Raw genomic sequence first — 19,522 nt, 5'->3', positions numbered from 1 at the left:
ACTGCGGCCAGGAACCAACCCCCAGCCTCACGCCTCCACGCAGGTGTCACCAACGTCATGACACAGAACAGCTAGTCCCCGACCGTGGCGCGCAGGGCCCGGTCGAGGTCCGCCCACAGGTCCTCGACGTCCTCGATGCCGACGCTCAGGCGCAGCAGGTCCTCGGGGACCGTGTGCGACTCGGTCGCGAACCGCCGCCGCCGCTCCAGGCTGGACTCGACGCCGCCCAGGCTCGTCGCGGGGACCCACAGCCCGACGGCCTCGACGAGCGCGTCGGCGGCCTCGCGCCCGCCGCGCGGACGCAGCCCGATGATCGCCCCGAAGCCCGTCATGGTGCGGGCCGCGCGCTCGTGCCCCGGGTCGGTCGGCAGGCTCGGGTGACGGACCTCCTCGACGAGCGGGTGCCCGGCCAGACGCCGGGCGATCTCCGCGGCGCTCGCCTGCGAGCGCTCAACCCGCAGCGCGAGGGTCCGCAGCCCGCGCAGCGCGAGCCACACCTCCCACGGCCCTGCGATCGCGCCGTGCAGCGTCCGGTACGCGCGCACCCGCGCGGCCAGCGTGGGATCGCTCGTGACGACGGCCCCGAGGACGACGTCGGAGTGCCCCGCCAGGTACTTGGTGACCGAGTGCACGACGACGTCCGCCCCCAGGACGAGCGGCTGCTGGCCGAGCGGGGTCGCGAAGGTGTTGTCGACCGCGGTCAGCACGCCACGCCGTCGGGCCGCGGCGAGGAGGACCGGGAGGTCGGCGACCTCGAGCATCGGGTTGGTCGGCGACTCGAGCAGGAGCAGGTCCGCCCCGTCGATCGCGGCGAGCACCTGGTCGGTGTCGGCCACGTCGACCCGGACGACCTCGACGCCGAGGCGCGTCGCGAGGTCGTCGGCGAACCCCAGGGTCACCTGGTAGGCGTGCCGGGGCAGGACGACCTTGCCGCCTGCGGGGACGAACGAGTAGACCGCCGCGATCGCCGCCATGCCGCTGCTGAACACGACGCCCGGCTCCGCAGCGCCCTCCAGGGCCGCCAGGGCTTCCTCGAACGGGTGCCACGTCTCGGTGTCCATGCGCGTGTAGAGGAGCTCACCCGGCTGCTGCACCCCGCGCGAGACGTACGTCGAGGACAGCACGACGGGCGGGTTGACCGGACCGCCCTGCTCGCGCGGCGGGCGCCCCGCCGAGACCGCGAGCGTGGCCGGGGACAGCGGTGCGGCACGGTGGGCGGAGGGCGCTGTCGGCCCTGTCGGCTCGGTCGTCATGGGGGTGAGGTTACGCCCGGCGACCGGACGGGCGCCGCGGGCAACCGGTATGCGGGCCGGTCGCGGCGCGCCGGCGTGCTGGTGCGCCGAGCGTGCGGCCCGGGCCGTGGCGCGCCGACCGCGCGCGACCTGAGCCGCACGCCCGGGGGCTGCTCCGGCGTCAGTCCTCGACCGGCCCGAGCAGCGCGCTCGCGTACGTCGAGTGCGCCGACTCGTCGTCCGACGGGTGGAAGATGCCCGCGAGCACGTCGCGGTACAGGCGCCCCAGCTCGGAGGACGCGAAGTACGACGACCCGCCGGACACCCGGATCGCCTGGTCGACGACGACACGCGCCGTCTCCGTGGCCCGCACCTTGAGCCCCGCGACGGCCGTGAACCACCCCGCGCCACGGTCCACGAGCGCGTCGATCTCGCCCGCGAGCTGGTCGATCTGCGGGTAGATCCCGTCCATCGCGATGCCCGCGTCCGCGACGCGCCACCGGATGTCGGGGTCCTGGGACAGCGGCCTGCCGCCGTTCTTCATCGAGGTGCGCCGGTGCGCGTTCTCGACCGCGAGCTCCAGGGCGCGCTTGCCGATGCCCGTGTAGACCGACGCGAGCAGGACCTCGAACGTCGTGAAGATCGCGAGCACGAGCGGGTCCGTCGACGGCCCCGGGGCCAGGCGCCGGACCACGCGGTCGGCCGGGGCGTGCGCGCCCACGAGCATCGTGGTGCGGGACTGGCTCGCGCGCATGCCGACCGTGTCCCAGTCGTCCAGGACGTCGACGCCGCCGCCCTCGCGCGTCACGAACGCGTGCACCAGGCGTGGCTCGCCCTCCAGGCCCGAGCCGTCCTCGGCAGGTGTCTCGATCCCGAGCACACCCAGCCGCGTCCACGCGGGGGACAGGGACGTGAAGATCTTCCGGCCGTGGAACGAGTAGCCGCCCCGGCCGTCGGGGCGTGCCTGGGTCCGCGACCCGAACAGCACCAGGTCGTTGCCCGGCTCCGAGTACCCGAACGCGAAGACCTCGCCGCGCGCGGCCTCCTCGAGCACGAAGTCGAGCGAGTGGTCGCCCCGCTCGTACAGGTAGCGCGCCACGCCCGTCCACACGTGGTGCATGTTGACCGCGAGGGCGGTCGCAGGGGCCGCACCCGCGAGGCGGACCTGCTCGTGCGCCACGTCCCGCAGACCCAGCCCTGGTCCGCCCATCGCGGCGGGCACGAAGGCCTGGAGGTAGCCGGCCGCGGTCAGCTCCTCGAGGTCCTCGGTGAAGAACACGTTCTCGCGGTCGTAGCCCGCGGCGCGGGAGCGGATGCGGTCGAGCAGGTCGTCGGTCAGCAGAGGGAGGCTCATGCCCTCGTTCTATCACTGGTCCTCCACTCCGGGAGCACGTTGCGGCCCCCGTCCTGTTCACGTTGTCGATCGGGGTTCCGGTAGGGTCGTCGGCGATGTCCAGCCAGCCAGAACCCATTGCTCCCGCGCGCAAGACGCGCGTCCTCCTCCTCTTCGGGGGACGCTCCGGAGAGCACGTGATCTCGTGCGCCACCGCCGGTGGCGTGATGCGCGCGATCGACCGCGAGCGCTACGAGGTCGTCCCCGTCGGTATCACCAAGGAGGGCCAGTGGGTCCTCGCGGCGGACGAGCCCGCGCGCTGGGAGATCACACCGGGGCACCTGCCCGAGGTCACGGCGACGGGTGGCGAGGTCCTGCTGCCGCTCGCGGTCGGTCAGCGCGAGCTGCGCGTCCTCGAGCCGGGCGAGTTCCCGCGCGAGCTGGGCGAGGTCGACGTCGTCTTCCCGCTGCTGCACGGCCCGTTCGGCGAGGACGGCACGATCCAGGGGCTGCTCGAGCTGGCAGACGTCCCGTACGTGGGTGCGGGCGTGCTGGCCTCCGCCGTGGGCATGGACAAGCAGTTCATGAAGCTGGTGCTCGCGGGCCAGGGGCTGCCCATCGCGCCGTACACGGTCATCCGGCCGGGGGAGTGGGACCGCAACTCCGCCGCCTGGACGGAGACCGTCGCGGGGCTGGGGCTTCCCGTCTTCGTCAAGCCCGCCCGCGCCGGGTCGAGCCTGGGGATCACCAAGGTCGACGACCTCGCGGACCTGCCCGCGGCGATCGCCGAGGCGCGCAAGCACGACCCCAAGGTCCTGGTCGAGGCCGGCGTCGTGGGCCGGGAGATCGAGTGCGCGGTCCTCGGGGGCCGCGAGGGCGAGCGCCCGCGCGCCTCGCTGCCCGGTGAGATCGTCGTCACGGACGCGCACCACGCCTTCTACGACTTCGAGGCCAAGTACCTCGACGAGGCGGGCGTCGAGCTGAGCTGCCCGGCCGACCTTCCGCCCCACCTCGTGGACGAGGTCCGCGACATCGCGGTCCGCACGTTCGAGGCGGTGGGTGCCGAGGGGCTGTCCCGCGTCGACGTGTTCGTGACGACCGACGGTCAGGTCATCGTCAACGAGATCAACACCATGCCGGGTTTCACGCCGTTCTCGATGTACCCGCGCATGTGGGAGAAGTCCGGTATCACGTACGCCGAGCTGATCGACGAGCTGATCCAGCTCGCGCTGCAGCGCCCCACCGGGCTGCGCTGACCGGCCCGCCGACCGGACCGGCAGACGCGAAGAGCGCGCCACCCTCACGGGGCGGCGCGCTCTTCGCGTCGTCGCGTCCTGCGGCCTCTCGCCCGGGCGCTGTGCCGACCTACATGCAGTAGCGCGTCTGCTCGACCTTGGACACCGCGCGGTTCAGGTCGGAGACGAAGTCCGTGGACTGGGAGTTCTTCACGGCAGGGGAGATCTGGACCTCGACCGCGGGGTCGCGGCCGTAGGTCACGAACGTCCAGGTGTCCTTGCCGTCGTCGGTCACGATCCAGTCGACGCTGCCCGCGGTGCTGGACACGCTCTGGCAGAAGGCCGTGGTGGGCTCGGGCGGCGTCACGCCGCAGCGCAGCGTCACGGCCGCGCCGGGCTCGCCCCACGCGGCGGTGGCCTGGCTGTCGGTCTTGATCTTCGGCAGCTCGCCGAGCTCGTCGGGGACCGCGAGGACGACCTCGGCGCACTTCGGGTTCGCGGCGTCCTCCGCGACCGGGACGCCGATCGTGGGCGTGCAGGCGCTGAGGCCCGCGGCCACGGCGACCAGCAGGATCCCGGTGAGCGTCCGGCGTCGGGCAGGGGTACGGGGGTCGTTCAGCACCCTCCAACGGTAGCCGCTCCGGCGTGCTCCCCGGTCCCGCGTAAGGTGGCGCCGTGACCGATCTGAACGAGGGCCCGGCGCTGGTGCGCGAGACGTCGGAGGAGGAGCTGCTCGCGGCGATCTTCCCCCTGCTGCCGACGGGCGAGGCCACGCTCGTCGGGCCGGGGGACGACGCGGCCGTGGTCGGTGCACCTGACGGGCGGTTCGTGGTCTCCACGGACGTCCTGGTCGAGCGCCGCCACTTCCGTCCAGAGTGGTCCACGGGGTACGACGTCGGGTGGCGCGCCGCGATGCAGAACCTCGCCGACGTCGCGGCCATGGGGGCGCGGCCCACGGCCCTCGTGGTCTCGCTCGTGATCCCGGGGCACCTACCGGTCGAGTGGGTCACGGGACTGGCCCGAGGCCTGGCCGCGGCGTGCGCGCCGAGCGGCGCCGCCGTCGTCGGGGGAGACCTGTCGAGCGGCGACGACGTGGTCGTCGCGGTCACGGTCCACGGGGACCTGGGCGGGCGGGCGCCGGTCCTGCGCTCGGGAGCCCGGGTGTCCGACGTCGTCGCGCACGCCGGGCGTCGAGGCTGGTCCGCCGCAGGACTCGCCCTGCTCGACCACGACCTGGGTACCGCCGACCAGGAGCTGGTCGACGCGTACCTGCGGCCCGAGCCGCCGCTCGGCGCCGGGCCGGCCGCCGCCGACGCGGGGGCGACCGCGATGCTCGACCTGTCCGACGGGCTGCTGCGGGACGCGGGTCGCGTCGCGCGGGCGAGCGGCGTCGGGATCGACCTCGACCTGGCCGCGTTCGCAGGAGACCTCGCTCGGCTGGGTGCCGCTGCGGCCGCGGTGCGTGCAGTGTCGGGCGAGCGACCGGCGGGCGAGTGGCCCGCTGCCGACGTGTCGGCGACCGAGGTGTCGGCGGCCGGGCAGGACGCCGCGCTGGCCCGGGACTGGGTCCTGACGGGTGGCGAGGACCACGGGCTGCTCGCGACGTTCCCTGCGGGGACGGTGCTGCCGGAGCCGTTCCGGGCCGTGGGGCGGGTCGTGGACGGGCGCCGCTCCGGGGACCCGGGCGGACCAGGGGCTGCGGTCACGGTCGACGGGATCGCGCCGCGGGCGCACGGCGTCGGCTGGGACCACTTCAGGGGCTAGGAACCCGACGCGGCCCCGCGATGGGGTCGCCTCGGCGATCCCGGAGGTGGCCCGACACGACGGAGGGGCCGCCCGGCGGGGCGACCCCCTCGACGGGAGAGGTCGGCGTGCGGTGGCGCGGGACTCAGATCGTGCGGCGGTAGCGGACCTGGGTCAGGTCGCGCCCGCCGATGTCGTCGCGGCGCTCGACCCCGTCCGGTGCGAAGCCGTGACGGCGGTAGAAGTGCTGGGCGCGGTCGTTGTCCTTGAGCACCCACAGGGAGACCGGGGTGCGAGGGGGGACCTTGCCGAGCATGGTGCGCATGAGGTCACGGGCGACGCCCCGACCCCAGGCCTCGGGGTCGAGGTAGATGGCGTAGATCTCGAGGTCGCCGTCGTCTGCGTCCTCGTCGCGCGCCGGACCGATGCTGGCGAAGCCGAGGGCTCGACCGTCGGCCTCGGCGAGCAGGATGTCAGCACCCGAGCTCGTGAGGTTGCTGGTCCAGGCGGCCTCGCGCTGGTCGTGGTCGAGAGAGGCCAGGTACTCGTCGGGGACGATCCCGGCGTAGGCCCCGCGCCAGGAAGCGATGTGGACCTGGGCGATCGAAGGCGCGTCCTGCGGTGTCGCCGTGCGGATCGTTACCTCGTTGAGTTCCGTCACCATGACCAAATCCTGCCACTTCCGTGGAGATCCGCCAACCCTCTTTGTCCGGATCTTCAGCAAATCTCCCCAAGGAGATGTGTTGTCGGCTTCGCCGAGGGGTGTGCCCGGGTCATCGGTGTCGCCCCCGCGGTCCGTCGTCCACCGATCCTCTCAGCCTTTGCCCGTCGCCGCCTGCGGGCCGTCGTCGGCCCGCTCGCCGGTCGCAGCCCTGGCGACCGCCTCCCGGACGTCCTCGGCGATCAGGTCCCCGTTGATCGCCGCGGCCGCCTGGACCCCCGCAGCCGCCGCCGCGACGACCTGCGCCATGAGGTGCGTGACGTTGCCCGCGACGCGGACCCCGGGCACCGACGTCGCGCCCATGGGGTCGGAGGGCACGTACGTCCCGACGACCGTGCCGTCGACCTCCTGCTCCACCGTCTCGATCCCCAAGGACTCCAGGAGCGCGGACCGGCCGGTGAAACGAGGCGCGACCACGAGCGCGGCGCACGGCACGACCTCGCCCGACGCGAGGCGCACCCCGCTCAGGACGCCGTCCTGGACGTCGAGGGCCTCGACCGGCCCCTCGACGAGCCGGACGCCGCGCGCGTCGAGCGCGGCGCGCGTCACGGCGTCCGGTGCGGGACCCTCGTGGAGGAAGAGGGTCACGTCGTCGGTCCACTGGCGCCACAGCTGGGCGTGGTGCAGCGACATCGGGCTCGTGGCGAGGATGCCCACGGCCTGGTCCCGGACCTCCCAGCCGTGGCAGTACGGACAGTGCAGGACGTCCTTGCCCCAGCGCTCGGCGACGCCAGGGACTGCCGGCAGCTCGTCGAGCAGGCCGGTCGTGACGAGCAGCCGGCGAGCACCGACGTCCCGGCCGTCCGCGAGCCGGACCTCGAACCCGCCGCCCGCGAGCGGGACGGCCGACTCGACCGCGCCGTGCGTGATGCGTCCGCCGTACGCCGTGACCTCGCCGCGCCCCACGGCGAGGAACGTCGCGGGGTCCTCGCCGTCGCGGGACAGGTAGCCGTGCATGTGCGCGGCCGGGGCGTTGCGTGGGCGACCCGCGTCGATCACGAGCACGCTGCGTCGTGCGCGGGCGAGGGTCAGGGCGCCGCTCAGCCCGGCAGCGCCGCCGCCGACGACGACCACGTCGTAGGTGCTCGCCGCGCCGCCGGTGTGCGTGATCTCACCCGTGGCGGGTGTCGTGCTCTCTCGGGTCATGGGGACCACCTCCGCGTCGAGCATCACCGCGCGGCGTCCCCGGTGGCAACTCCTGTTGCCGCAATGGCAAACTCGACCGCATGGACGAGCACACGGACACGCACCAGGACGACCCGTTCGCCGCAGCCCTCGAGGCCGTCGGCCCCCGGCTGCGTGCCCTCAGGCAGCAGCGCGACCTGACGCTGGCCGAGCTGTCGGACCGCACGGGCATCTCCGTGAGCACCCTGTCCCGCCTCGAGTCAGGAGGGCGTCGCCCCACGCTCGAGCTCCTGCTGCCGCTCGCCCGCGAGCACGAGGTGCCGCTCGACGAGCTCGTCGGTGCCCCACCCACGGGGGACCCGCGCATCCACGCGCGGCCCGTCAAACGGGGGGACTCGACGATCCTGCCGCTCTCCCGGCGCCCGGGCGGGGTCCAGGCCTACAAGCAGGTCATGCACGGACGCACCTCGGACGTGCTGCCGGAGACCAAGGTGCACGAGGGCTACGAGTGGCTGTACGTCCTGGGCGGGCGCCTGCGGCTCCTGCTCGGCGAGCACGACCTGGTCCTGGGCGAGGGGGAGGCTGCCGAGTTCGACACCCGCACCCCGCACGCGATCCTCAACGCCGACGAGCACCCGGTCGAGCTGCTCGTCCTCCACGGACCCCAGGGGGAGCGGGCGCACTTCCGGGCCCGGCCCAGGCAGCGACGACCGGACTGACGCGGCCCGTCGGGCGGCGGACGCCGGAGCCGTGGCTCACGGCCGGGGTGCGCGCCGCTGCCCGGCCGCTGCCCGGCCGCTGCCCGGCCGCTGCCCGGCAACGCGAAAGCCCGCCAGGACGAGTCCTGACGGGCTTTCGTGAAAGAGCGGAAAAGGCTCAGACGTGGCGGACGACCTTGCCGGCCTTCAGGCACGAGGTGCACACGTTGAGACGCTTCGGGGTACCCGAGACGATCGCACGGACGCGCTGGATGTTCGGGTTCCAGCGACGCTTCGTACGGATGTGCGAGTGCGAGATGCTGTGCCCGAAGCTCGGGCCCTTGCCGCAGACTTCGCAGTTGGCAGCCACGATTTCTCCTGATCGTCGTGCACGCCTCCGCGAAAGGACAGCGGCGACGTAGTGAATGGTCTGTGGGGTGAACGCTCCGAACCGGCGAGAGCCAGGGAACGTCCGTGGTCGCCCGGATCTGTCCGGGCAACCTCCATAGGGTAGCCGATGGCCGCCCTCCACCCCAAACCGACCCGGGCGCATGCACAGAGCAGCGCACAGGGCGGACTACGGTGGTCCGGTAAGTATCGCAGGCTCGACGGGGGTTCGGCACCCCCGCGCGCCCGGACCCCACGAAGGAGCCCCACGAGCGTGACGGACGCCACAGGACGGATCGAGCCCGCGGTCGTGCAGGCCTGGGTCGCGGAGGCGGTCCGGACCCTCGGGGAGGCCAGGGCGCGCATCGACAGCTCCAACGTGTTCCCCGTCGCCGACGCGGACACGGGGACCAACCTGTTCCTGACCGTCACCCAGGGCGCGCGCGCCGTGAGCGAGGTGCCCGACGGCGCCCCCGTCGACGCGCTCCTCCTCGCGCTCGCACGGGGCGCCCTGATCGGGGCCCGCGGCAACTCGGGCGTGATCCTCAGCGAGTTCCTGCGCGGTTTCGCGGGCGCGACCACGCTCGCCGACGAGCCCGTCGGGGCGTTGCGGGTCGCGACCCGGTTCGAGGCCGCCGCCCGCTCGTCGTACGCGGCCGTCGCCGTCCCCGTCCCCGGCACCATCCTCACGGCGGCCGACGGTGCGGCCGTCGCCGCCCGCACCGCGGCGGACGCGGGGGCCGACCTGGTCGGCGTGGTCCTGGCCGCCCGCACCGGAGCCCACGAGGCCATGCTGCGAAGCCCCCACGAGCTCGACGTCCTGTCCCGGGCCGGCGTGCTCGACGCGGGGGCGTACGGGCTCGTCCTCGTGCTCGACGCGTTGTGCCGCGCGCTGGGCGTCGAGCCCGGCCCCGTCGACGGGACCGACGGGTTGTCGGTGGCCGGCGGCACCATGGCCCCCATGGTGAGCAGCACGACCCGCGCCGACGGGGTGAGCGACGTCACGGCGACCCGGACGCCCGGGGGGAGCGACGGCGTCGGGCCGGACGGGTGGGACGCCCCCGAGGAGCACGTGCCCGTGGGCCTCGACGGCGAGTTCGAGGTCATGCTCGTCGTCGACGGCTCGCGCACCACGGCGCCCGCACACCTCGCCGACTCGCTGCGCGGGGCGCTCGCGCAGGTGGGGAGCTCGGTCGTCGTCGTGGGGGAGGGCGTCTGGCAGGCGCACGTGCACACCGACGACCCCGCGCGAGCCGTCCACGCCGCCCGGACCGCTGCCGACGGCGCCCCGCTGCGTCAGGTGTGCGTACGGCACCTCGCGACCCAGGTCGCAGCGCGCGGGCTCGAGGACCTGCACGGCCACGCGACCCCGCCGCCGCCCCAGCACGTGCCCGAGCACGGCGTGGTCGCCGTCACCTCGGCCCCGGGGCTCGTGCCGGACCTGGCCCGCAGCGGCGCCGTGGTCCTGCTCGCGACCGACCACACGCCCAGCCCCGACGAGGTGCTGCGTGTCGCCGTGGACACCGGGGCCCGCCACGTCGTGGTCCTTCCCGGGAGCGCACGCGCGGCCCACGCAGCCCGAGGCGCCGGGGCGCTCGTCGGTGCGGGCGCCGGAGACCTGCGAGGCATCGAGGTCCTCGACGCCCCCACCGACCTGCACGTCGTGGCCGCCCTCGCCGCCGCGACGCTGGGGCCCGCCGACGACGCCCGCGCCCTCATGCGGTCGACGCTCGCCGAGGTCCGCGCGGTCCAGGTGCCCGCCGACGGGAGCCTCGTGCGGCCCGCGCTCGAGGCCCTCCTCCGCAGCGGCGACGAGGTGCTGACCGTCCTGCCCGGGCGCCTCGTGGACCCCGTCGTGATCGACGTGGTCGCAGGCATCGCGCGCCAACGTGTCCCCGGCATCGAGGTCGTCGTCCTCGACCCGGGGCGGGACCACGCCGACCTGGAGCTGGGAGCGGAATGAGCGGCGAACCCTTCGGGGCGTCGGGTCCCGACGCGGAGCCGGCGGCCCCCGATCACGTGACCGGCGCCCGGCGCCTCGCCGGCGACCTGGTGACGGGGCCGGTCGACCGCTTCGCCGAACCCCTGACCAAGGTGCTCGGCCCGCGCTCGGCGGGCGCGCTCGCCAAGCTGGGCCTCGAGACCACGGGGGACCTGCTCGGCCACTACCCGCGCCGCTACGGCGACCCGGGCCGGCTCACGGACCTCGGCGGGCTCGTGCTCGGGGAGCACGTCACGATCATGGCGCGCGTCGTCCAGGCGACCGTGCGGGCCATGCGCTCGCGCGGCGGGGCAATGCTCCAGGCCGAGGTCACCGACGGTGTCCACCGTCTCTCGTTGACGTTCTTCGCCAAGGGCACGGGTGCGCTGCGGACGCACGAGAGCCGGCTCCAGCCCGGCCGCACCGGCCTGTTCACCGGCGTCGTGAGCGCCTACCGCGGGACGCGGCAGCTCACGCACCCCGACTACCTCATCATCGGGGTCGACGCCGACGACGAGGAGGCCGCCCTCATCGAGGCGCGCCGTCCCATCCCGCTCTACCCGGCGAGCGCCTCGATCCCGAGCTGGCGCATCCAGAAGGCCGTCCGTCAGGTCCTCGACCCGCTGACCGAGGACGAGGTGCCGGACCCGCTGCCGCCCGCCGTCCGCGAGGCCCGAGGGTTCGGGTCGCGGCACGCGGCGCTCAAGGACGTCCACGAACCCTTCGACACGCGCCAGTGGCAGCACGGGCGGGACCGTCTGCGCTACGAGGAGGCGTTCGTGCTCCAGGCCGCGCTCGCCCAGCGGCGCGCGCGGGCCGAGGCCGAGGAGGCGACCGCCCGGCCGCTGCGCGCACCGGGCGAGCCCAGTGCGCTCGCGGACTTCGACGCGTCGCTGCCCTTCACGCTCACGGCCGGGCAGCGTGAGATCGGCGAGGAGATCTCGGCCGAGCTCGCGCGCTCGCGCCCCATGCAGCGCCTCCTCCAGGGCGAGGTCGGCTCGGGCAAGACGGTCGTCGCGCTGCGCGCGATGCTCCAGGTGGTCGACGCCGGCGGGCAGGCTGCGCTCCTGGCACCCACCGAGGTGCTCGCCTCCCAGCACGCTCGCACGCTCCGGACGCTGCTGGGGCCGCTCGCCGAGGAGGGGATGCTGGGCGGGGCCGACCACGGGACGCGCATCGCGCTCCTCACCGGGTCCCTGGGCGCCGCGGCCAAGAAGTCCGCGCTGCTCGACGCCGCGAGCGGACGGGCCGGGATCGTCGTCGGCACGCACGCGCTGCTGAGCGAGAACGTGCAGTTCGCGGACCTGGGCCTGGTCGTGGTCGACGAGCAGCACCGGTTCGGTGTGGAGCAGCGCGACGCGCTGCGCGCCAAGGCCCGGACCAGCCCGCACCTGCTCGTCATGACCGCGACCCCGATCCCGCGCACGGTCGCCATGACCGTCTTCGGAGACCTCGAGACGTCCTCGCTCACCGAGATCCCGGCGGGGCGCGCGGGCATCACGACGCACGTGGTCCCCGCGGACAACGAGGCGTGGATGAACCGGACGTGGCAGCGTGTGCGCGAGGAGGTCGACGCCGGGCACCGCGCCTACGTGGTGTGCGCGCGGATCCACCCCGACGAGGCCGCGGCCTCGGGTGACGCCGACGGGGCGGGAGCCTCCGCCCGGAAGAAGTCCCGGACCGACGACTTCGACGAGGTGCCCGACTTCCTCGACCTCGACGGCGCGGGCGCCGGGTCGGACCGGCCGCCGCTGCGCGCCGTGCTCGAGGTCGCCGAGGAGCTCGCGAGCGTGCCCGCGCTGCGGGGGCTCGTCGTCGGGGTCCTGCACGGCCAGATGCCCCCCGCGGACAAGGAGAGGGTCATGGCCGACTTCGCGTCCGGGGCCGTCCAGGTGCTCGTCTCCACGACCGTCGTCGAGGTCGGCGTCGACGTCCCCGAGGCCACCGTGATGGTCGTGTTCGACGCCGACCGGTTCGGTCTCTCGCAGCTCCACCAGCTTCGCGGGCGCGTGGGCCGCGGGTCCGCGCCCGGGCTGTGCCTCCTGGTCTCGACCGTCGAGCCGGGGACCCCCGCGGCGGTGCGCGTCGAGACCATGGCCGAGACCACCGACGGGTTCCGGCTCGCGACCGTCGACCTCGAGCTGCGCAGCGAGGGCGACGTGCTGGGCGCGGCCCAGTCCGGCAGGGCCAGCTCGTTGAAGCTGCTGCGCGTCGTGAAGGACGTCGCGGTGATCGAGCAGGCGCGCGCCGATGCGGCCGACGTGATCGCGGCCGACCCGGACCTGGCGGAGCACCCCGAGCTGCGCGCCGCGATCGCGAGCCAGCTCGACCCCGAGCGCGAGGAGTTCCTGGAGCGGGCATAGCGGTCCGGTGCTCGGCCCCAGGCGCGTGGCGCCCGGCGAGTGGCGCCGGGCTCGGGCCGTGGCGAGATCCGGGGGGCGGGGCGTCGGTGGTGCGGGAACTAGGCTGTCCGCATGACGAGGATCGTGGCCGGGACGGTCGGTGGACGCAGCCTGCAGGTGCCCCCCAAGGGGACCCGGCCCACGAGCGACCGGGTGCGTGAGGCGATCTTCTCGCGGCTCGAGCACTACGGGGTCCTCGACGGCGCCTACGTCCTGGACCTGTACGCGGGCTCGGGCGCGCTGGGGCTGGAAGCGGCCTCGCGGGGCGCGCAGAAGGTCGTGCTCGTGGACGCCGCGCGGGTCGCGGCCGAGGTCTGCCGGACCAACGTGAAGACCCTCGGGCTGACGAACGTGCAGGTCGTCCAGGACAAGGCCGAGAAGTTCGTCCTGTCGCCCCCCGCGACCACGTGGGACGTCGTCTTCATCGACCCGCCCTATGACGTGTCCGAGGCCGTCGTCGCGGAGCTCCTGCGTCAGCTCGCGCAGACCTCCGCGCTCGTCGAGGACGCGGTCGTCGTGGTCGAGCGGTCGACGCGCAGCCCCGAACCGACCTGGCCCAGCGGGTGGGAGCTGCTCGCCCGCAAGGACTACGGCGAGACCGCGGTGTACTACGCGGGCCCCGCGACGGCCGAGGAGCCGCAGGCCGCCGCCGGGTCCTGACCCTGCTCGCCGTCGACCACGAGACGGGTGCTCCGGCGCGAGACGGGTGGTCCGGGCACGGACCGGACCACCCGTCTCGGGCCGGACCGCCGGTCTCGCGCGTGGCAACCGGCGTCAGCCGGCCGACGGTGCTCGCAGCGACGACCCGTCGAGCAGCCCCACGGGCACCCGGTCCAGCTCGTCCACGCCGAGCAGCGCGACCCGGTCGCCCGCGACGGCGTCGAACAGTGCGCGCGTGGGGGAGTCGTCGGCCAGGGAACCCTCGCTGTCCACGAAGTACTCCAGCAGGAACGTGCGCAGGGGAGCCGCAGGGACGCTGGTCGCTGCCGGGGCCTCGGTCGCGAGCGTCATGAGGAGCAGCGCCGGGACCCGTTCGGCCCCCGGCTCGTTGCCGGGCTGGAAGTACGGCACCGCGAGCACGCGCCCACCGTGGCGCGCGTAGAACCGCAGCCGCGCCTCGGGGTCGCCGTGCGCCTCGCTCGCGGCATGGAACCCCGGGTGCTCGACCTCGCCGAGCACCATGACCGGGTGCAGGTTCTCCCGCCACGCCGACACGGCCGCCCCGAGCAGCGCTGCACCGATCCCGCCTCCGCGGCGCCCCGGCGCGATCGCGAGGTACTGCACGAGCAGGACGCGTGCCTCGGCCGACCACGACCCGACGACGCCCGCCACCACGCGCCCGGCGTGCCCCGTACCGGACTCGCCCGCCTCGTGGGCGGCCGCCTCGCCGGCCCCTGCCGTCCCCGAGCCCGACGGGCCCGGGGGAGCGGCGCCGTCGGGCACCTCCACGACGCCCAACGACTCCAGGCGCCCCGCCGCGTGCTCCGCGAGGAACGACGACAGCGAGACCAGCTCGGCCGGCGGGAACGACGGGATGAGCACGTCCCGGTAGAGCTGCGTGAGCTGCTCGACCGAACGCAGCGGGACGACGACGGGACCGGACTCGGGGGACATGGGCCCATCCTGCCGCGCCCGCGCCCGGGTCGCAGGAGGGAGCCGCAGGACGGCCACCCGTCCTGACCTGCCAGGATTCCCGAGGCGTGTGTACTACCGTGGCGAGGTGACCATCGCCGTCTGCCCGGGGTCGTTCGACCCTCTCACCCTCGGCCACCTCGACATCGTCCGCCGTGCGCGGACCCTGTTCGACGTCGTGATCCTCGGGGTCGCCCGCAACTCCACCAAGTCGGCCCTCCTGAGCGCCGAGCAGCGCGTCGAGATCGCCCGCGCGGCCCTCGACGCGTCCCCGGGGCTCGAAGACGTCCGCGTCGCGATCGTCCCCGGACTCCTCGTGGACTTCTGCCGCGAGGTCGGGGCCGTGGCCGTCGTCAAGGGCCTGCGGGGCGGTGCCGACTTCGACGCCGAGCTGCCCATGGCGCTCATGAACCGCCACCTCGTGGGCGTCGAGACGGTGTTCGTCCCGGGCGACCCGGCCCTCGCGCACGTCGCGTCCTCGCTCGTCAAGGACGTGGCCCGCTTCGGTGGTCCCGTCGACGACCTGGTGCCCGCGGGCGTCGGCGACATCGTCCGCCGGGCGATCACGGACCGTGCGGCCGGCTCGACGCCCGCGGCCGAGCCGATGCGGCCGACGCAGCAGACGCCCCCCACCACGGAAGGAACAGGCCGATGAACGACCACCCGCTCGGGCAGACCGAGGACGAGGCGCAGACCGAGGCCGGGCTCCACGTGATCCTCGACGACCTGGCGCTGCTCGTCGAGAACGCCCGCGCCATGCCCATGTCGTCCTCGGTCCTGGTGCACAAGGCCGACGCGCTGGCCCTCGTCGACGAGATGCGCCAGGCGCTGCCCGAGCAGCTCGCGCACGCGGACGAGGTCCTGGCCGAGGCCGACGCGGTCCTGGCGGACGCCCGGCGACAGGCCGAGGACATCCTCACCACGGCGCGCGCCCGGGCGATCGAGCTCGTCCAGAAGGAGCAGGTCACGGTCCAGGCAGAGTCGCAGGCGCGCTCCATCGTCGAGGAGGCCGAGCGCACGGCCGCGGAGCTGCGGGTGGACGCCGACGACTACTGCGACCGGCGCCTCGCGGAGTTCGAGGTGGACCTCGGCAAGATCATGGCGCAGGTGCACGCGGGCCGCGCGAAGCTCGCGCAGCGCATCGGCGACTACCAGGCGCCCCCCGAGTAGCCGGGCGCCCCGGGCGGTCCCGCCGGGGCAGTTCGCGAGGTTCGACGGCACTTCGGTGATGCCGTAAGATAGTCCGTTGGTCCTGCCTGTCATCGGCTGGGACCGAGGACACCCGTCCATCCCCCGAGTTCTCGCGGTGATGGCTCGTGTGCTGTGACCTTGAACACCGGTGGCCCGTCGGGCCGTCGAAACCCTGTGGAGGAACCCATCACTCTCGACCCGCGCTCGCCTCTTGTGCTCGACACCTACGAGCTCGGTCGGCGTCCCGGATCTATGCGTGAGGTGTCTCGCACGGTCAAGGCCCCGGCTGACCTCGGTACCGTCGTGATCGGCATCCCTGAAGGCACCGACCTCGCGCTGGACGTCCGGCTCGAATCGGTGATGGACGGTGTGCTGGTGACGGGGACTGCCCAGGCCCAGGCGGTCGGGGAGTGCGTGCGGTGCCTGGAACCGGTGACGGCTGACGTCGTCGCGGACATCCAGGAGCTGTTCGTGTATCCCGAGCGTGCGAAGGCCGCGGCAGAGTCCGGTGACGACGAGGACGAGGTGTACGAGCTCGAGGGCGACCTGATCGATCTCGAGCCCGCACTTCGGGATTCCGTCGTCACTGCACTACCATTCAGACCGTTGTGTCAGCCCGATTGCCAGGGCCTGTGCTCCGAGTGCGGAGCACGTCTGGCTGAGGATCCTGATCACTCGCACGACATTGTCGATCCCCGGTGGTCGGCACTACAGAGCATGCTCGAGGATCCGAGCGTGTCCGACGAGACGAAAGAGAGCTAGCCGTGGCTGTTCCGAAGCGCAAGATGTCGCGCAGCAACACCCGTGCGCGTCGTTCGCAGTGGAAGACCACCGCCGCGAACCTCACGACCTGCCCGCAGTGCAAGGGCGACAAGCTGTCGCACGCTGCGTGCCCGACCTGCGGCACCTACAAGAGCCGTCAGTACGTCGAGGCGCTGCGCACCGAGCACGCAGGCTGAATAGCGTGACGCCGGACGCCCCCGCGGCCGCCGGTCTTCTCGAGAGGCTCGGGATCCACCTGGATCCCGAGCTTCTCGTGCTTGCACTGACGCACCGTTCCTTCGCCCACGAGCACGGCGGGATCCCCACCAACGAGCGCCTCGAGTTCCTGGGCGACGCGGTCCTGGGGCTCGTCGTGACGGAGGCGCTGTACCGCCGCCACCCCGACCTCCCCGAGGGCGAGCTCGCCAAGATGCGTGCCGCCACGGTCTCGCAGAAGTCCCTCGCCGCGATCGCGCGCACCCTGGGGCTCGGCGGGTACATCCTGCTCGGCAAGGGCGAGGTGCGGACCCGGGGCAACGACAAGGACTCGATCCTGTCGGACACCGTCGAGGCCTTGATCGGCGCGACGTACCTCAGCCACGGCCTCGACGTCGCGCGCGACCTGGTGCACCGGCTCGTCGACCCGACGCTCGCCGTCGCCGCGGACCTGGGTGCCGGTCTCGACTGGAAGACCTCCTTGCAGGAGGCGGCCGCGGTCCGCAACCTCGGCGCCCCGACGTACACGAGCCAGGGTGCCGGCCCGGACCACGCTCGCACCTTCACGTCCGAGGTGTCGCTCGACGGCGTCGTGTACGGCACCGGCAACGGGTCCGCCAAGAAGTACGCCGAGCAGGACGCTGCCGAGATGGCGTACCGCGCGATCCAGGCGCTGCCCCTGCCGGCCTCCGCGGCCGACCAGGGCGCCGGCACGGAAGGGCACCAGGAGCCCGACCCCGGTGCCTGAGCTGCCCGAGGTCGAGACCGTCCGGGACGGCCTGGCCCGTCACGTCACGGGTCGCACGGTCACGGGCGTCGAGGTCCTGCGGGATTACTCGGTCCGTCGTCACGAGGGGGGACCGGAGAGCTTCCGCGGCCAGCTCGTGGGGCAGCGCGTGGGCGCCGCGGTGCGGCGCGGCAAGTACCTGTGGCTCCTCCTGGAGAGCCCGGCGAGCCCGCTTCCCGGCCGCGCGGCCTCCCAGGACGCCCTGCCCGACGGCGCCGCGCCCGCAGCCGAGCACGTCACGGCCCTCATGGCGCACCTGGGCATGAGCGGCCAGCTCCTGGTCCGCTCGGGGACCGCCGCGATCGACAAGGTGCCGCACCTGCGCGTCCGGCTCGAGCTGTCCGCTCTTCCCGGTGAGGACGAGGCGGACGCCCCGCGCACCCTCGACTTCGTGGACCAGCGGACGTTCGGGCACCTGTCCGTGACCGACCTCGCGCCCACCCCCGACGGCGCCCCCGGCGGCTGGGGCTCGCCCCTGCCGGAGATCCCCGAGCCCGCGGCGCACATCGCGCGCGACCTGCTCGACCCCGCGCTGCGGCGCGACGAGCTCGCGACGGCGATCCGCCGCCGTCGGACGGGGATCAAGCGCGCGCTGCTCGACCAGCGGCTCGTGTCAGGCGTCGGCAACATCTACGCCGACGAGGCGCTGTGGCGCGCCGGACTCCACTACGCGCGCCCCACCGACACCCTGCGCCTGGCCGAGGCGCACCGCGTGCTCGACGCCGCCGAGGAGGTCATGCGCGAGGCTCTCGCCCAGGGCGGGACCAGCTTCGACGAGCTCTACGTCAACGTCAACGGCCAGTCCGGGTACTTCTCGCGCTCGCTCGCGGTGTACGGGCGCGAGGGCGAGGAGTGCTCGCGGTGCGGGGCGCTCGTGCGCCGCGACGAGTTCATGAACCGGTCGTCGTACACGTGCCCCGTCTGCCAGAAGGTGCCGCGGAACGCTCGCTGGTGACCGGCCCGCGGCCCGGTCGGGAGTCCTGCTCAGCGCGGGACCACGTTGCGCAGCGGGCGTCCCGCGCGCAGGTTCTCGAGGTTCTCCAGGACCAGTGCCGACGCGCCCCGCGGCCGACCGCCCGCGACGTGGGGCGTGATGATCGTGTTCGGGGCGTCCCACAGCGGTGAGTCGGCCGGGAGCGGCTCGGTCTCGGTCACGTCGAGCGCCGCTCCGCCCAGACGGCCCTCGCGCAGGGCCTCCACGAGCGTTTCCTCGTCGACCGTGGCGCCACGTCCCACGTTGACGAACCACGCGTGGTCGGGGAGCTGGGCGATGCGTGCCGCGTCGAACGCGTGGCGGGTGGTGGGGACGGCGGGCAGGAGCGAGACCAGGACGTCGGTCGTCGCCAGGACCCGCGGAAGGTCCTCGTCCGTGACGACGGGGAAGCCGGCCCGCTCGCCCGCGGCGCTCGCGACGCCCGTGACGTGCGCGCCCAGCGCCCTGTAGAGGGGCGCGAGCGCCGCTGCGATCGACCCGAAGCCCCAGATCGTGACGTGCGCGCCGTGCAGCGTGAACCGGCCGCTCGTCGCCGGGTCGGCCTGCTCGCGACCCAGTGCAGAGTCCCACCGGTGCTCGCGCTGCGCGGCGGCCGTCCGGTCGAGGCGCCGGACGGCCGTGAGCGTGAGGGCCAGGGCGTGCTCGGCCACCGGGCCGTCGTGCAGGGACCGCCCGTTGGTCACGACCACCTCGGGGGCGAACCCCGCCGCGAGGATCGCGTCGGGACCCGCAGCGAGGGTCTGGACCCAGCGCAGGCGTGGGAGGTGCGCGGCGGCGTCGGCGAGGATCTCGGGGGAGTTGGCCCACGCGACCAGGACGTCCGCGTCGCGGTGCTCCACGGGCAGGGGAGCGGCGGCGTCGTACCCGACGAGCACGTCCTCCCGTGAGACGACCGGGCCCGCTGTGCCCGTCCCCGAGGGGTCCGCGCCGCTCGGGGCGAGGGCGAGCGGCAGGGTGTCGGGGACGAGGATCTTCACGCGTGCCTCCAGGCAGGACGGGAGCGGTTCCGGCGGTGTCCGGACACCGCCCCGGGGGACGCCCCGGGGCGTAGCGGACGTATCGACGCTATCAGCGCGAATCCCC

The 19,522-nt window shown here is 74.0% G+C and carries 20 protein-coding genes; 12 read left to right on the top strand and 8 right to left on the bottom strand.

Annotated features, from left to right (window positions below; all coding sequences use genetic code 11):
- Nucleotides 1-71 precede the first annotated feature (71 nt).
- Together H9623_RS17035 and H9623_RS17030 are read right to left on the bottom strand one after the other, a co-directional pair.
- Nucleotides 72-1,253, bottom strand: coding sequence for a trans-sulfuration enzyme family protein (locus tag H9623_RS17035; protein WP_193721203.1), 1,182 nt, complete (start codon nt 1,251-1,253; stop codon nt 72-74).
- A 160-nt stretch (nt 1,254-1,413) separates the two neighbouring features.
- Nucleotides 1,414-2,586, bottom strand: coding sequence for an acyl-CoA dehydrogenase family protein (locus H9623_RS17030; protein WP_193721202.1), 1,173 nt, complete (start codon nt 2,584-2,586; stop codon nt 1,414-1,416).
- A 95-nt stretch (nt 2,587-2,681) separates the two neighbouring features.
- Between H9623_RS17030 and H9623_RS17025 the strand changes: the two genes are divergently transcribed.
- On the top strand, nt 2,682-3,821 hold the full coding sequence (locus tag H9623_RS17025) for a D-alanine--D-alanine ligase family protein (protein WP_193721201.1): 1,140 nt from the start codon (nt 2,682-2,684) through the stop codon (nt 3,819-3,821).
- Nucleotides 3,822-3,930: 109 nt separating this feature from the next.
- Here the strand turns inward: H9623_RS17025 and H9623_RS17020 are convergent, their stop codons facing one another.
- Nucleotides 3,931-4,422 carry a DUF3515 domain-containing protein gene (locus tag H9623_RS17020; protein WP_321575507.1) on the bottom strand — a complete coding sequence of 164 codons (492 nt, stop codon included), beginning with the start codon at nt 4,420-4,422 and terminating at the stop codon, nt 3,931-3,933.
- 53 nt (nt 4,423-4,475) lie between these two features.
- Here H9623_RS17020 and H9623_RS17015 point away from each other — a divergent pair, with 53 nt between their 5' ends.
- Nucleotides 4,476-5,564: a thiamine-phosphate kinase gene (locus H9623_RS17015; protein WP_321575506.1), complete on the top strand. Its 1,089-nt coding sequence runs from the start codon at nt 4,476-4,478 to the stop codon at nt 5,562-5,564.
- A 124-nt stretch (nt 5,565-5,688) separates the two neighbouring features.
- On the opposite strand, the gene H9623_RS17010 is transcribed toward H9623_RS17015, so the two are convergent.
- Together H9623_RS17010 and H9623_RS17005 are read right to left on the bottom strand one after the other, a co-directional pair.
- Nucleotides 5,689-6,207, bottom strand: coding sequence for a GNAT family N-acetyltransferase (locus tag H9623_RS17010; RefSeq protein ID WP_193721200.1), 519 nt, complete (start codon nt 6,205-6,207; stop codon nt 5,689-5,691).
- Between the two features lie 150 nt (nt 6,208-6,357).
- Nucleotides 6,358-7,410, bottom strand: a complete 1,053-nt coding sequence (locus tag H9623_RS17005) for an NAD(P)/FAD-dependent oxidoreductase (RefSeq protein WP_193721199.1) — start codon at nt 7,408-7,410, stop codon at nt 6,358-6,360.
- Nucleotides 7,411-7,490: 80 nt separating this feature from the next.
- On the opposite strand from H9623_RS17005, the gene H9623_RS17000 reads away from it, so the two are divergent.
- Nucleotides 7,491-8,108 carry a helix-turn-helix domain-containing protein gene (locus H9623_RS17000; RefSeq protein ID WP_193721198.1) on the top strand — a complete coding sequence of 206 codons (618 nt, stop codon included), beginning with the start codon at nt 7,491-7,493 and terminating at the stop codon, nt 8,106-8,108.
- Nucleotides 8,109-8,265: 157 nt separating this feature from the next.
- Here H9623_RS17000 and rpmB read toward each other — a convergent pair whose 3' ends face one another.
- The gene (gene rpmB / locus H9623_RS16995) at nt 8,266-8,457 is read right to left on the bottom strand and encodes a 50S ribosomal protein L28 (RefSeq protein ID WP_030150850.1); all 192 of its coding nucleotides are present in this window, start codon (nt 8,455-8,457) and stop codon (nt 8,266-8,268) included.
- Between the two features lie 291 nt (nt 8,458-8,748).
- Between rpmB and H9623_RS16990 the strand changes: the two genes are divergently transcribed.
- The 3 genes from H9623_RS16990 to rsmD all read left to right on the top strand — a co-directional run bounded on the left by H9623_RS16990 (nt 8,749) and on the right by rsmD (nt 13,517).
- Nucleotides 8,749-10,437: a DAK2 domain-containing protein gene (locus H9623_RS16990; RefSeq protein ID WP_193721197.1), complete on the top strand. Its 1,689-nt coding sequence runs from the start codon at nt 8,749-8,751 to the stop codon at nt 10,435-10,437.
- A complete protein-coding gene (locus H9623_RS16985; RefSeq protein WP_193721196.1) occupies nt 10,434-12,818 on the top strand; it encodes an ATP-dependent DNA helicase RecG in 2,385 nt (794 codons plus the stop codon). Before H9623_RS16990 ends, H9623_RS16985 begins: the two co-directional genes overlap by 4 nt.
- Before the next feature lie 111 nt (nt 12,819-12,929).
- Nucleotides 12,930-13,517 (top strand): 16S rRNA (guanine(966)-N(2))-methyltransferase RsmD, encoded by a 588-nt coding sequence (gene rsmD, locus H9623_RS16980; protein ID WP_193721195.1) that lies wholly within the window; start codon nt 12,930-12,932, stop codon nt 13,515-13,517.
- 114 nt (nt 13,518-13,631) lie between these two features.
- On the opposite strand, the gene H9623_RS16975 is transcribed toward rsmD, so the two are convergent.
- Nucleotides 13,632-14,471, bottom strand: a complete 840-nt coding sequence (locus H9623_RS16975) for a hypothetical protein (protein WP_193721194.1) — start codon at nt 14,469-14,471, stop codon at nt 13,632-13,634.
- Between the two features lie 106 nt (nt 14,472-14,577).
- Here H9623_RS16975 and coaD point away from each other — a divergent pair, with 106 nt between their 5' ends.
- The 6 genes from coaD (at nt 14,578) to mutM (ending at nt 18,400) form a co-directional block, all read left to right on the top strand.
- Nucleotides 14,578-15,144 (top strand): pantetheine-phosphate adenylyltransferase, encoded by a 567-nt coding sequence (coaD, locus tag H9623_RS16970; protein WP_193721193.1) that lies wholly within the window; start codon nt 14,578-14,580, stop codon nt 15,142-15,144.
- On the top strand, nt 15,141-15,659 hold the full coding sequence (locus H9623_RS16965; RefSeq protein ID WP_193721192.1) for an ATP synthase subunit B family protein: 519 nt from the start codon (nt 15,141-15,143) through the stop codon (nt 15,657-15,659). Before coaD ends, H9623_RS16965 begins: the two co-directional genes overlap by 4 nt.
- Nucleotides 15,660-15,893: 234 nt before the next feature.
- Nucleotides 15,894-16,442, top strand: coding sequence for a YceD family protein (locus H9623_RS16960; RefSeq protein WP_407671979.1), 549 nt, complete (start codon nt 15,894-15,896; stop codon nt 16,440-16,442).
- A 2-nt stretch (nt 16,443-16,444) separates the two neighbouring features.
- Nucleotides 16,445-16,639 carry a 50S ribosomal protein L32 gene (gene rpmF / locus H9623_RS16955; RefSeq protein ID WP_030150858.1) on the top strand — a complete coding sequence of 65 codons (195 nt, stop codon included), beginning with the start codon at nt 16,445-16,447 and terminating at the stop codon, nt 16,637-16,639.
- Between the two features lie 5 nt (nt 16,640-16,644).
- Nucleotides 16,645-17,406: a ribonuclease III gene (gene rnc / locus H9623_RS16950; protein WP_321575505.1), complete on the top strand. Its 762-nt coding sequence runs from the start codon at nt 16,645-16,647 to the stop codon at nt 17,404-17,406.
- On the top strand, nt 17,399-18,400 hold the full coding sequence (gene mutM, locus H9623_RS16945) for a bifunctional DNA-formamidopyrimidine glycosylase/DNA-(apurinic or apyrimidinic site) lyase (RefSeq protein WP_193721191.1): 1,002 nt from the start codon (nt 17,399-17,401) through the stop codon (nt 18,398-18,400). Before rnc ends, mutM begins: the two co-directional genes overlap by 8 nt.
- A gap of 29 nt (nt 18,401-18,429) precedes the next feature.
- On the opposite strand, the gene H9623_RS16940 is transcribed toward mutM, so the two are convergent.
- On the bottom strand, nt 18,430-19,416 hold the full coding sequence (locus H9623_RS16940; RefSeq protein ID WP_193721190.1) for a phosphoglycerate dehydrogenase: 987 nt from the start codon (nt 19,414-19,416) through the stop codon (nt 18,430-18,432).
- Between the last annotated feature and the right edge of the window lie 106 nt (nt 19,417-19,522).

Origin of the sequence: Oerskovia douganii, from assembly GCF_015142735.1 — a bacterium.
GTDB lineage: Bacteria > Actinomycetota > Actinomycetes > Actinomycetales > Cellulomonadaceae > Oerskovia > Oerskovia douganii.
Note: the sequence above shows the minus strand (reverse complement) of the source record. Positions and strands in the feature narration are given on the sequence as shown.

What these genes read in the sequence shown, in the direction of transcription:
- H9623_RS17035 (WP_193721203.1), bottom strand. Translation starts at nt 1,253, where the DNA reads ATGACGACCGAGCCGACAGGGCCGACAGCGCCCTCCGCCCACCGTGCC.
- H9623_RS17030 (WP_193721202.1), bottom strand. Translation starts at nt 2,586, where the DNA reads ATGAGCCTCCCTCTGCTGACCGACGACCTGCTCGACCGCATCCGCTCC.
- H9623_RS17025 (WP_193721201.1), top strand. Translation starts at nt 2,682, where the DNA reads ATGTCCAGCCAGCCAGAACCCATTGCTCCCGCGCGCAAGACGCGCGTC.
- H9623_RS17010 (WP_193721200.1), bottom strand. Translation starts at nt 6,207, where the DNA reads ATGGTGACGGAACTCAACGAGGTAACGATCCGCACGGCGACACCGCAG.
- H9623_RS17005 (WP_193721199.1), bottom strand. Translation starts at nt 7,410, where the DNA reads ATGACCCGAGAGAGCACGACACCCGCCACGGGTGAGATCACGCACACC.
- H9623_RS17000 (WP_193721198.1), top strand. Translation starts at nt 7,491, where the DNA reads ATGGACGAGCACACGGACACGCACCAGGACGACCCGTTCGCCGCAGCC.
- H9623_RS16985 (WP_193721196.1), top strand. Translation starts at nt 10,434, where the DNA reads ATGAGCGGCGAACCCTTCGGGGCGTCGGGTCCCGACGCGGAGCCGGCG.
- rsmD (WP_193721195.1), top strand. Translation starts at nt 12,930, where the DNA reads ATGACGAGGATCGTGGCCGGGACGGTCGGTGGACGCAGCCTGCAGGTG.
- H9623_RS16975 (WP_193721194.1), bottom strand. Translation starts at nt 14,471, where the DNA reads ATGTCCCCCGAGTCCGGTCCCGTCGTCGTCCCGCTGCGTTCGGTCGAG.
- H9623_RS16965 (WP_193721192.1), top strand. Translation starts at nt 15,141, where the DNA reads ATGAACGACCACCCGCTCGGGCAGACCGAGGACGAGGCGCAGACCGAG.